The following is an 11216-nucleotide window of genomic DNA, read 5'->3' on the forward strand; positions in this document are numbered from 1 at the left end:
TCCTACTGGCCCTGCTCCTACTGGCCCTGCTCCAACTGGCCCGCCCGCTCCGCCGGGCGGGCCAGCTCCTCCGCCAGCGAACGCTGGAACGCCGTCACCAGCGCCTGCACCACCATCGGCTGGATCCGGTCGGTCAACTCCCGCATCCGCTCCAACTCCTCCGGCCCCGGGTCGCTCTCCCGGTACGGACGCCACACGGTGTCCCGGAACAGCCGGTGCAGATCGTGCGCCGTCGCCTGGCTGTGCAGCCGCACCACCGCCCGCGCCGCCACCAGCGTCTCCAACGGGATCGGCACGTCCAACACCCGCACGCCCAGGGGCAGCAGCCCCGGCTCCACCTTGAACACGTCCGGATCCTCGGTGCGGTGCAGCGCCCCCATCGCCGCCAGGCCGTCCAGGTCCGCGTCCGACAGCGCCCGCCCGGTCCGCCGCTCCAACTGCGCCCGGGTGGCCTCCTCCGCCGACTCCGGCGTCCACGAGGCGACCAGCGCCCGGTGGATCGCCAAGTCCAACTCGCCGATGTCCGACGGCAGTTGCGTCAGATACCGATCGATCGCGGCCAGCGTCAGCCCCTGCCGCTGCAACTCCTCGATCAACTCCAGCCGCTCCAGGTGCTCGGCCCCGTACAGCCCCACCCGCCGCGGCCCCAGCTCCGGCGGCGGCAGCAGCCCCTTCGCCCCGTAGAACCGCAACGTCCTGACCGTCACCCCGGCCCGCGCAGCCAGCTCGTCCACCGTGAACCGCAGCTCCGCGCCACCCATCGCACCCCAGCCCTCACACCAGCACCACTGTGACACCAGCAGTGTGACACCGGTCTCGCCCGGCGGTCCATGGCCCCCGCCGGGCGTGCGGGCCGGTGCCCCGATCAGCCCTGGGGGAGCAGTTCGGCGTGGTAGCGGCGGGTCACTTCAGGATGAGCGCGCCCGTATCCCTTCAATTCGTTTTCGCCGAAGTCTGCGTACAGAGGATTCGAAGGGTCCTGGGTGATGCCGGGTGCGTGGTGGGCGTGCGGGAAGTCGAGCGGGGTGATGTGGGCGTCGAGGCGGGGGTTGTAGAAGAACGGGACGGAGTGGCGTTCGCGGGCGCCCGAGGGGGAAAGGACGCGGTGGCTGGTGGCCTTGAGGTAGCCGTCGGTGGCGACTTCGAGGAGTTCGCCGAGGTTGACGACGAAGGCGCCGTCCAGCGGGGGGACGTCGAGGAAGGTGCCGTCGGGGCGTTCGACCTGGAGGCCGCCGACGGTGTCCTGCAGGAGCAGGGTGATGAAGCCGTAGTCCTTGTGGGTGCCGACGCCCTGTTCGGCGCCGTCGGGGGCGGTGCCCGGGTAGCGGACCAGCTTCAGGTGCAGGTGGGGGTGCGGGGCGAAGGCGTCGTCGTAGAAGTCCGGACGGGCGCCGATCGAGGCGAGGAGTTCGTGCAGCAGCCGGCGGGCGACCTCGTCGAGGCGGTCGATCCAGTGCAGGGACGCGGTGCGCAGCTCCGGGAGCGCGGCGGGCCACTGGTTGGGTCCCTCCAGCCACCAGTACGCGGGCTCGCCGGGCGCGGGCGCGTGCGGCGGCAGTTCGGGGCCGATGTCGAGCTGGTCGCGCCAGTCCCGGCTGCCGCCGGTGCGTTCGTCACCGGTGCGCGTGTAGCCGCGGAAGTGCGGGGAGTTGAGGTTGCTGACGGACAGTCGGTCGGCCTCGGGGAGCGCGAAGAAGGCGCGCATCGCGGAGGTGAGGTCGGCGGTCTCGGCGGCGGTCACGCCGTGGCCGACGAGCTGGAAGAAACCGACTCCGGTGGCGGCGTCCCGCAGCTCGCGGTGGAGCCGGGCGCGCTCGGCGGGGGTGCCGTCGGCGAGCGAGAGGTCGATGACGGGGAGGGCGGTCGGGTGCTGCATCGTCATGGGTGCGCGTCCACGGGGAAAGGCCCGGCCGTCACGGCGGGTCGCGCCGGACGTGCCGGGGTGGCGGGTGCCCGGGCGGTCGGGTGGACCGCGAGGGGCTGGTGAGGGTGGAAGGGCGATCAGCCGGAGCGTCGACAGGACATGCTCGTGACGCGGAGCAGGTCCACGTGGCGACGGCTGACAAGAAGAAGCACCCTGCCAGGCTACAACCCCCGCCCGACCGGACCCCGAAAAATGACAGGATCCGGTCAACCGGTCGTTCTGTTCCTCGGCGCCCGCCTCAGTAGCCGGTCGTGCCGTCGATGCGTTCGCGGAGCAGGTCGGCGTGGCCGTTGTGGCGGGCGTACTCGGCGAGCATGCCCAGGAGGATGCGGCGCAGGGAGACCGGCTGGCCGGTGGACTTCTGGATGCCGGTGGCGTCGAGGGAGGGGGCCTCGGCGGCGATCCGGCGGGAGGTCTCGACCTGGGCGCGCCAGACGGCGAGGTCCTCGGCGAAGTCGCCGTCCAGGCGTTCGAAGTCCTGGTCCGGGTCGTCGTCGGAGTAGAACTGGAGCGGCCGGCTCTCGTCGCCGGCGAACTGGATCTCCAGCCACCACTGCTCGACCCCCGCCAGGTGCCGCACCAGCCCGTGCAGGCTCAGCCCCGAGGGCGGCACCGCGAGCTCGGACAGCCGCTCCGCCGGGACGCCCGCGCACTTCAGTGCGAAGGTCTCGCGGTGGAAGTCCAGGAAGGCGGTGAGGAGTTCACGCTCGTCGCCGACCAGCGGCGGGGTGGTGCGGCTCTCCGCATCCGTCCAGGCGGGGGAGAGGTGCTGCGGAGGGGGCGTCGGCTCGGTCGTCATGGCCGACAGCCTGTCAGTCCCCTCCGACAGTGCGATCAGTGCTTGCGGGGCTCGCCCCGGTAGGTGCCGAACGACCAGCGGTTGCCCTCCGGGTCGCGCACCGTGAAGTCCCGCGAACCGTAGTCGGTGTCGTGCAGCTCCGTCGTCACCTGCGCCCCGGCCCCGACCGCCCGCCGGAACAGCCCGTCCGGGTCGTCCGTCACCACGTACGCGCCGAACGTGCCCGGCTTGAGCGGCCACGGGTCGCCCCCGGCCTCCGCCGAGGGCTCCTTCGCCGAGCCGAGCATGATCCCGCCGCCGGGCGGCCACGCCAACTCCGCGTGCAGCACCCGGTCCCCGTCCGTGTACATGGACGTCGCCTCGAACCCGAACGCCTCGACCAGGAACGCGATCAACGCCCGGGCGTCCCGCGCCCGCAACGTCGGCCACACCTGCGGCGGCGGGGTAACGCCAGCGGCCCCGGTCATCTCCGACCTCCTCCACGATCCGGCTGCGACGGCGGCCCCCACCCTAGGACGCCGCCGCAGGTCAGAGGCCCCCGCCGCGCCGAATGTATGACGGATCGTCAGGTCGGCGGTGGCGGGTCAGCCGTCGAGCTGGTCGCGGATGCGGCGGGAGGGGTTGAAGGCGTAGAGGTCGAGGATCGCGGGCATGTCGGCGAGGCCGGGGCCGCCGGCCTCGATCCAGGCGGTGATGTCGGCGGAGGCGTCCAGGTCGTTGACCAGGCCGAGCCACACCGGCCGCCCACCGGCCTTGCGGCCCTGCGCGGAGGGCTGGACGACGATGACGTTGCCGTGCTCGCACGCGTCCAGGCAGCCCACGGGCCGCACGGTCGCCGTCGTGGCGAGCGCGGCGCGCAGGCCGGTGAGCTGGGCGGCGTGGTCGATGCGGGGGATCTTCGGGGTGCCGCAGCAGCAGCCGCGGCAGACCGTGACGGTGCAGCGGGCCGCCGCCCCGGCGGCGGGGGCGGCTGCCTTCTCGCGGGAGCGGCGGCTCACCGCAGGCCCTCGGCGGCGGCGCGCTTCCAGGCCGCGTCGCGCAGCAGGCGCAGGCCGTTGAGGCCGACGACGACGGTGGAGCCCTCGTGGCCGAGCACGCCCAGCGGCAGGGGCAGGGTGGCGACCAGGTCCCAGACCACCAGGACGGTGATGAACACCGACGCGATCACGAGGTTCTGCACGACCAGGGAGCGGGCGCGGCGGGAGAGCGCGACGACGGCGGGGACGGTGGCGAGTTCGTCGCGCACGATCACGGCGTCGGCGGTCTCCAGGGCGAGGTCGGAGCCGACCCGGCCCATGGCGATGCCGGTGTGGGCGGCGGCCAGGGCGGGGGCGTCGTTGACGCCGTCGCCGACCACCAGAACCTTGCGTCCGGCGGCCTCCAGTTCCTTGACGGCGGCGACCTTGTCCTGCGGGAGCAGCCCGGCGCGGACGTCGGCGATGCCGGCCTCCTCGGCCAGGCGCTTCGCGGCGCGCGGGTTGTCGCCGGTCAGCAGGACCGGGGCGGTGCCGGTGAGCGAGGCCAGCGCGCCGACGGTGGCGGCGGCGTCGGGGCGCAGGCGGTCGGCGATGCCCAGGACGCCCACCGGGACGCCGTCGGCCTCGACGACGACGGCGGTGCGGCCGGCGTCCTCCAGTTCGGCGGCCACGGCGGCGGCCACGGCGGCGGCGCGGGCGGCGGCCGGGTCTGCGGTCGGGTCTGCGGATCCGAGGAAGCGGGCGGGGGCGCCGACGGCCACCGCGTGGCCGTCGACGGTGGCGCGGACGCCGACGCCGGGGGTGGAGGCGAAGTCCTCCGGGACGGCGAGGGGGAGGCGGCGGATGCGGGCGGCGTCCACGACGGCGCGGGCGAGCGGGTGTTCGCTGGGGTGCTCGGCGGAGGCGGCCAGCACCAGCAACCGCTCCTCCGTCACCCCGGCGCCGGCCAGCGGGCGGACGTCGGTGACGCGCGGGGTGCCCTCGGTGAGGGTGCCGGTCTTGTCGAGGGCGACGGCGTCGACCTGCCCGAGGCGCTCCATGACGACGGCGGACTTCACCAGCACGCCGTGCCGACCGGAGTTGGCGATCGCGGACAGCAGCGGCGGCATGGTGGCCAGGACCACCGCGCACGGCGAGGCGACGATCATGAAGGTCATCGCGCGCAGCAGCGAGTCGGTGAACGCGGCCCCGATCAGCAGCGGGACCGCGAACACCAGCAGGGTGGCGGCCACCATGCCCAGCGAGTACCGCTGTTCGACCTTCTCGATGAACAGCTGGGTGGGGGCCTTGGTCCCGGAGGCCTCCTCGACCATCTTCACGATCCGGGCGATCACCGAGTCCGAGGCGTCCCGCTCGACCTTCACCCGCAGCGCGCCGGTGCCGTTCAGCGTGCCGGCGAACACCTCGTCGCCCACGTGCTTGGCCACCGGCAGCGGCTCGCCGGTGATGGTCGCCTGGTCGACGTCGCTCGCGCCGTCCAGGACCCGCCCGTCCGCGCCGATCCGCTCGCCCGGGCGCACCAGCACGGTGTCGCCGACGGCCAGCTCCTCCAGCGGGACGCTCTCCTCGCCGCCGTCGTCCAGCAGCCGTGTCGCCGTGGCCGGGGCGAGGTCGAGCAGGCCGCGCACCGAGTCGGCGGTGCGCGCGGTGGCGATCGCCTCCAGCGCGCCGGAGGTGGCGAAGATGACGATCAGCAGCGCGCCGTCCATCACCTGCCCGACCGCCGCCGCGCCCAGCGCCGCCACGATCATCAGCAGGTCGACGTCGAGCGTCTTCTCGCGCAGCGCCTGCAACCCCGCCCACCCGGGCTCCCACCCGCCGGTGGCGTAGGCGAGCGCGAACAGCGGGCCCCAGGCCCAGGCGGGGGCGCCGGTCAGCTCCAGCGGCAGCGCCGACAGGAACAGCACCAGCGACGCCGCGGCCCACCGGACCTCCGGCAACGCGAAGACCCGGGTGCGCCGCCGGGGCTCGGCCCCGGCAGGCGCGGGCACCCGGACAGGGCGCTCGATCAGGGTGGAAGAAGGCATGGCGGACGGGACCCCTTCACGCAGGCCGTGGGGCGGTACGACGACGCTTCCGACAATACAGGAACACATGAACAGTCCTTCATGCGTGATCTGTAGTATTGCCCCATGGGTCATGGAGCCGCCCCCGCCGAGAACGCCGTCCCGCGTGTACGCCTGGACGCCGACAACGCCGCCCGCGTGGCCACCACCCTCCAGGCCCTCGCCACGCCGTCGCGCCTGCTGATCCTCGCCCGCCTGCGCGAAGGCCCCTGCGCGGCCACCGAACTCGCCCACGCCGTCGGCATGGAGCAGTCCGCCTGCTCCCACCAGCTGCGGCTGCTGCGCAACCTCGGACTGGTCGTCGGCACCCGCAAGGGCCGCTCGGTGGTCTACGCGCTGTACGACAACCACGTCGCCGAGCTCCTCGACCAGGCCGTGTACCACACCGAGCACCTGCGGCTCGGGCTCAGCGACGCCGACGGAGAGCCGGGGCCGGAGGGCGGCTCGCACCAGGAGGATTGACGGGGCGTCAGAGCGGTCGCCGGTACACCTGGCGCGAGCCGCCCTCCGGCCCCGGCTCGGCGGCCTCGGCGGGGAGGAACCCGAGCCGCTCGTAGAACACCCGCGCGCCACTGACCACCGCCCCCGGGTGGTCCGCGCCGAACGTCACCACCTCGACGGTCTCCACCCCGTCCGCGCAGCGCGCCAACGCCTCCGCCACCAGCGCCCGCCCGACCCCCAGCCCCCGGACCTCCTCGTCCACCACCAGCCAGTGCAGGTGGCACACGGGCGGCCGCCGCCCGACCAGCAGCCCGCCCACCACCCGCTCCCCGGCCACGGCCACCAGGGCCGTCCCGCGCGCCAGTTGACGCGCCACCGCCTCGTGGAACCCGGTATCGTCCACCATCGCCCCGAACCACTGCTCCACCTGCCCCGCCAACCGCACCAACGCGCCGGCGTCCCCGCCCCGACCGGTGCGCACCTGTACGTCCATCGGTTCTCCTTCGGCCGAGGCGTCGACATCCGGGCAGGCGAGGGCCTGATCGATCAGGGCGCGGAGCTCTTCGTCGTCGAGGACGGCGGCGTAGTTCTGCTGGTGGGAGAGGCGGTGGTCCGTGCGGCGGACGGTCAGGAGGGCGGTGCGGGCGGCCGGGCTGGTCGTGTTCATCCGGATCATGGCGCGCAGGGCCTTGGCGAACAGACCGTAGTGGTCGCCGCCGTCGGCGACGGCCTGTACCTGTTCCGTCAGCAGATCGAGGCTCGGACCGGGCCGGCCGGTGATCGGCCAGAGAGCGGCGGCGGCGGTGACGCGATGCCAGGGGTCGTCGGCGGCCAGGAGACGGCGCAGGTGGTCGGCGTATGCGGCGGCGGCGGGGCCGAACTCGGCCAGGCGGTCGATCGGGCCGTACAGCGGGGGATCGGCGCTCAGCACGGCCTCGCCGATCAGGCGCAGCGCGGTCGGCCGGTCGTCGGCGATCAGGTCGGGGTGCCAGTCGAGGTGAGACGCGGTCAGGTCGTCGCGGGACCGGACCAGCGGCGCGGCGGCCGGGCCGATCGCCGCGAGCAGCACGCGTGCCCGGTACGCCGTGTACGGGTGGTCGAGCAGCGGGGGCAGCTCCGGCAGGACAGGGGCGGCGGCGGGACCCCAGGTGGCCAGGGCGTCGAGGAGGGCGCAGATGGCGGGCCCCGGTTCGGCGGGGCGGCGCAGCACTTCGCGGGCCTCGGGCAGCAGGGTGCCCGCGTGGGCCCGCAGCGGTGCCAGCACGCGGCCGACACCGGGGCGGTCGTAGCCGCGGCGCTCCTCCTCCTGCACCAGCAACTGCCGGGCCAGGCCGGGCAGTCCGCGCGGGTCGCCGACCCGGAGCAGCGCCCAGCGGGCCAGTTCGCCGACCGTCTCGTCCAGGGGCCAGGCGGTCGCGGGGTCGTCCAGCAGTGCGGCCAGTCGGTCGGCGCAGGGCGCGGCGGCGGTGCCGAGGACGCCGAGGACGTCGGCGGCGCGCAGGCGGACGGCGGGGGAGGGGTGGTCGAGCAGCGGGCCGATGGCCGGCAGCAGCGCGGGGTCGGCGGGCGGCCGCCGGGTGAGCAGTGACCAGGCGATGTCCAGCGCCTCCTGGCAGAGGTCGAGGTCGCCACTGCGCTCGGCGGCGGCCAACAGCCGCAGTGGGTAAGCGCTTTCGAGGTCGGGGCGGTGCGCGAACCGCGAGAACACCCACCAGAGCAGGTGCTCGCGCTCGCACGGCTCTTCGACGTCCGGGACGTACCAGACGCCGGCGAAGCGCGGACGCAGCGAAGGCTCGGTCAGGACGGCGATCAGACGGTCGAAGTGGCGGACCGGCAGATCGACGTCCGAGGCGGCGCCGGCCAGGACGGCCGCGACGTACAGCGCCGGATCGTCGTCGGCCAGCGCCTCCGCGAGGACGGCGGGTGCCCCCTCGGTCTCCGGCCGGTCCTGGAGCGCGCGCAGCAGCGCGACCCGCACCACCCGGTCCGGTTCCTGCCGCCAGCGCTGCGGCAGCACCCCGCAAGCGGGTGTCAGTGGAGCCGCCACCCGTCGCACCACCGGGTCCGGATCGGTGAGCAGGGCCCGTACCTCCGCCCGGTGCCGCGCCAGGAGGCCCGGCAACTCCAGCAAGTAGACCAGCAGTTCGACCAGAGCAGGCCGCGCGCCCATCGCCGGGTCGGACGCCAGGGCCAGCAGGAACGGCACGGCGACCGGCGCGGCGGTCGCGGGCGGCTGCGACGGCCCGGGGAGCAGGCAGTACAGCGGATCGCAGTCCTCGTTCGTCGCGGCCGGCCCCGCCAGTGCCAGGCGGCGCAGTGCCTGCGGCACGGCCTCCACCGGGTCGTGCGGGCTCCCAGTGGTCAATTCTCCCCACACCACGGCGTCCAGTGCGTCCGGCGACAGCCCCATCCTCGTCCTTCCGTTCGGGTCGGCCGTCATTGTGTCGGTGTGCCGGGGGCCGTGTCGTGGGGATATCGCACTGCTACGCGCCGACGTATTCGGCGAGGTGGCGGCCGGTGAGGGTGGTGGGGTCGGTGATCAGGGCGGTGGGGGTGCCCTCGAAGACGAGGCGGCCGCCGTCGTGGCCGGCGCCGGGGCCGAGGTCGATGATCCAGTCGGCGTGGGCCATGACGGCCTGGTGGTGTTCGACCACGATGACGGACTTGCCGGAGTCGACCAACCGGTCGAGCAGGCCGAGGAGTTGCTCGACGTCGGCGAGGTGCAGGCCGGCGGTGGGTTCGTCGAGGACGTAGATGCCGCCCTTCTCGGCCATCTGCGCGGCCAGCTTCAGGCGTTGGCGTTCGCCGCCGGAGAGGGTGGTGAGCGGTTGGCCGAGGGTGAGGTAGCCGAGGCCGACGTCGGAAAGGCGGGTCAGGACGGTGTGCGCGGCGGGGGTGCGGGCCTCGCCGGTGGAGAAGAAGGACTCGGCCTCGTCGACCGACATGGCGAGCACCTCGGCGATGTTCCGGCCGCCGAGGCGGTACTCCAGCACCGCGGTCTGGAAGCGCCTGCCCTCGCACTCCTCGCAGACCGTCGCCACCCCGGCCATCATCGCCAGGTCGGTGTACACCACCCCGGCGCCGTTGCAGGTCGGGCACGCGCCTTCGGAGTTGGCGCTGAACAGGGCCGGCTTCACCCCGTTCGCCTTGGCGAAGGCCTTGCGGATCGGCTCCAGCAGCCCCGAGTACGTCGCCGGGTTCGACCGCCGCGAACCCCGGATCGGGCTCTGGTCGATCGCCACCACGCCCTCCGGCGCGCCGCCCTTCAGCGCCGCGCCGCTGACCAACGAGCCGTGCACCAGCGAACTCTTCCCCGAGCCCGCGACGCCGGTGACCACCGTCAGCACGCCCAGCGGCACGTCCACGTCCACCTCGCGCAGGTTGTGCGCACTCGCCCCGCGGATCTCCAACACCCCGGTGGGCGTGCGGACTTCGGGCTTCAGTGCGGCCCGGTCGTCGAAGTGCCGGCCGGTGATGGTGTCGCTGGCGCGCAGCGCGTCCACGCTGCCCTCGAAGCAGACCGTGCCGCCCGCCGACCCCGCGCCCGGGCCGAGGTCGACCACGTGGTCGGCGATCGCGATGGTCTCCGGCTTGTGCTCCACCACCAGCACCGTGTTGCCCTTGTCGCGCAGCCGCAGCAGCAGGTCGTTCATCCGCCGGATGTCGTGCGGGTGCAGGCCGGTGGTCGGCTCGTCGAAGACGTACGTGACGTCGGTCAGCGAGGACCCCAGCTGCCGGATCATCTTCACCCGCTGCGCCTCGCCGCCCGAGAGGGTGCCGGCCGGGCGGTCCAGCGAGAGGTAGCCGAGGCCGATCTCGGTGAACGAGTCCAGCACCTGCCGCAGCGAGGCCAGCAGCGGACCGACCGACGGCTCGTCCAACTCCCGTACCCAGTCGGCGAGATCACTGATCTGAAGGGCGCAGGCGTCGGCGATCGAGCGGCCCTTGATCTTCGAGGAGCGGGCGGCGGCGCTCAGCCGGGTGCCCTCGCACTCCGGGCAGGCAGTGAAGGTGACGGCCCGGTCCACGAAGGCCCGGATGTGCGGCTGGAGGGCGGCCCGGTCCTTGGAGAGCATCGACTTCTGGAGCCGCAGCACCAGGCCCTCGTAGGTCATGTTGATGCCCGCGATCTTCATCCTGGTCGGCTCCAGGTACAGGAAGGCGTGCCGCTCCTTCTCGGTGTACTCGCGGATCGCCTTGTCCGGGTCGATCAGGCCCGACTCGGTGTACAGCCGGTAGTTCCAGCCGCCCGGCTTGTACCCGGGGACGGTCAGCGCGCCCTCGTTCAGCGACTTGGCGTCGTCGTACAGCTGCCCGAGGTCGATGTCGGAGACGCTGCCCCGCCCCTCGCAGCGCGGACACATCCCGCCGGCCCGGGAGTACGTCCGCTTCTCGGTCTTCGAACCCTCGCCGCGCTCCACCGTGATCGCCCCTGCGCCGTGCACCGTCGGCACGTTGAAGGAGAACGCGGGCGGCGGGCCGATGAACGGGTCGCCGAGCCGGCTGAACAGGATCCGCAGCATCGCGTTGGCGTCCGTCGCGGTGCCGACGGTGGAACGCGGGTCGGCGCCCATCCGCTGCTGGTCCACGATGATCGCCGTGGTCAGGCCGTCCAGCACGTCCACCTCGGGGCGGGACAGCGTCGGCATGAACCCCTGGACGAAGGCGCTGTACGTCTCGTTGATCAGCCGCTGCGACTCCGCCGCGACCGTGCCGAACACCAGCGAACTCTTCCCCGAACCGGACACCCCGGTGAACACCGTCAGCCTGCGCTTGGGCAGTTCGACGCTGACGTCCTTCAGGTTGTTCACCCGCGCCCCGTGCACCCGGATCAGGTCGTGACTGTCCGCCAGGTGCTTCCCGCTCGTCCGCCCACTCGCCCGCTCGGCGCCGCTCATCGCTCCTCGTCCCTCCGTCCGGCGGCGCCCGTGGCGACACCGCCGCCCCGATCCAACCACCCCGCCCGACCCGAAACCGACAGGGCGCTACGGCTCGTCCTTCCCAAGCGC

Annotated in this window: 10 protein-coding genes; 1 reads left to right on the forward strand and 9 read right to left on the reverse strand. The window is 73.6% G+C overall.

Translation table 11 applies throughout. From position 1 onward, the window contains the following. Nucleotides 1-17: 17 nt before the first annotated feature. From ACFV4P_RS18625 to ACFV4P_RS18655, 7 genes are all read right to left on the reverse strand, one after another. The gene (locus ACFV4P_RS18625; protein ID WP_380472368.1) at nt 18-761 is read right to left on the reverse strand and encodes a MerR family transcriptional regulator; all 744 of its coding nucleotides are present in this window, start codon (nt 759-761) and stop codon (nt 18-20) included. A gap of 104 nt (nt 762-865) precedes the next feature. Further along, nucleotides 866-1882: an isopenicillin N synthase family dioxygenase gene (locus ACFV4P_RS18630; RefSeq protein WP_380472370.1), complete on the reverse strand. Its 1017-nt coding sequence runs from the start codon at nt 1880-1882 to the stop codon at nt 866-868. A gap of 119 nt (nt 1883-2001) precedes the next feature. Next, complete coding sequence (locus tag ACFV4P_RS18635; protein ID WP_354644872.1) at nt 2002-2076, reverse strand: putative leader peptide; 75 nt, start codon at nt 2074-2076, stop codon at nt 2002-2004. An 86-nt stretch (nt 2077-2162) separates the two neighbouring features. Continuing rightward, nucleotides 2163-2723: a DinB family protein gene (locus tag ACFV4P_RS18640; RefSeq protein ID WP_380472372.1), complete on the reverse strand. Its 561-nt coding sequence runs from the start codon at nt 2721-2723 to the stop codon at nt 2163-2165. Nucleotides 2724-2758: 35 nt separating this feature from the next. Continuing rightward, nucleotides 2759-3190 (reverse strand): VOC family protein, encoded by a 432-nt coding sequence (locus ACFV4P_RS18645; RefSeq protein WP_380472374.1) that lies wholly within the window; start codon nt 3188-3190, stop codon nt 2759-2761. Nucleotides 3191-3307: 117 nt separating this feature from the next. Then, entirely contained in the window at nt 3308-3721 is a 414-nt protein-coding gene (locus ACFV4P_RS18650; RefSeq protein ID WP_380472376.1) for a (2Fe-2S) ferredoxin domain-containing protein, read from the reverse strand. After that, nucleotides 3718-5727 (reverse strand): heavy metal translocating P-type ATPase, encoded by a 2010-nt coding sequence (locus tag ACFV4P_RS18655; protein ID WP_380472378.1) that lies wholly within the window; start codon nt 5725-5727, stop codon nt 3718-3720. Before ACFV4P_RS18655 ends, ACFV4P_RS18650 begins: the two co-directional genes overlap by 4 nt. A 105-nt stretch (nt 5728-5832) precedes the next feature. Here ACFV4P_RS18655 and ACFV4P_RS18660 point away from each other — a divergent pair, with 105 nt between their 5' ends. Further along, the gene (locus tag ACFV4P_RS18660; RefSeq protein ID WP_380472380.1) at nt 5833-6228 is read left to right on the forward strand and encodes an ArsR/SmtB family transcription factor; all 396 of its coding nucleotides are present in this window, start codon (nt 5833-5835) and stop codon (nt 6226-6228) included. A gap of 7 nt (nt 6229-6235) precedes the next feature. Here ACFV4P_RS18660 and ACFV4P_RS18665 read toward each other — a convergent pair whose 3' ends face one another. Continuing rightward, nucleotides 6236-6700 (reverse strand): GNAT family N-acetyltransferase, encoded by a 465-nt coding sequence (locus ACFV4P_RS18665; protein ID WP_380472602.1) that lies wholly within the window; start codon nt 6698-6700, stop codon nt 6236-6238. A gap of 1990 nt (nt 6701-8690) precedes the next feature. Beyond that, nucleotides 8691-11105, reverse strand: coding sequence for an ATP-binding cassette domain-containing protein (locus ACFV4P_RS18670; RefSeq protein ID WP_380472382.1), 2415 nt, complete (start codon nt 11103-11105; stop codon nt 8691-8693). Nucleotides 11106-11216: the final 111 nt, after the last annotated feature.

The organism is Kitasatospora sp. NPDC059795 (assembly GCF_042732175.1).
Classification (GTDB): domain Bacteria; phylum Actinomycetota; class Actinomycetes; order Streptomycetales; family Streptomycetaceae; genus Kitasatospora.

What these genes read in the sequence shown, in the direction of transcription:
- ACFV4P_RS18625 (WP_380472368.1), bottom strand. Translation starts at nt 761, where the DNA reads ATGGGTGGCGCGGAGCTGCGGTTCACGGTGGACGAGCTGGCTGCGCGG.
- ACFV4P_RS18630 (WP_380472370.1), bottom strand. Translation starts at nt 1,882, where the DNA reads ATGACGATGCAGCACCCGACCGCCCTCCCCGTCATCGACCTCTCGCTC.
- ACFV4P_RS18640 (WP_380472372.1), bottom strand. Translation starts at nt 2,723, where the DNA reads ATGACGACCGAGCCGACGCCCCCTCCGCAGCACCTCTCCCCCGCCTGG.
- ACFV4P_RS18645 (WP_380472374.1), bottom strand. Translation starts at nt 3,190, where the DNA reads ATGACCGGGGCCGCTGGCGTTACCCCGCCGCCGCAGGTGTGGCCGACG.
- ACFV4P_RS18655 (WP_380472378.1), bottom strand. Translation starts at nt 5,727, where the DNA reads ATGCCTTCTTCCACCCTGATCGAGCGCCCTGTCCGGGTGCCCGCGCCT.
- ACFV4P_RS18660 (WP_380472380.1), top strand. Translation starts at nt 5,833, where the DNA reads ATGGGTCATGGAGCCGCCCCCGCCGAGAACGCCGTCCCGCGTGTACGC.
- ACFV4P_RS18665 (WP_380472602.1), bottom strand. Translation starts at nt 6,700, where the DNA reads ATGGACGTACAGGTGCGCACCGGTCGGGGCGGGGACGCCGGCGCGTTG.
- ACFV4P_RS18670 (WP_380472382.1), bottom strand. Translation starts at nt 11,105, where the DNA reads ATGAGCGGCGCCGAGCGGGCGAGTGGGCGGACGAGCGGGAAGCACCTG.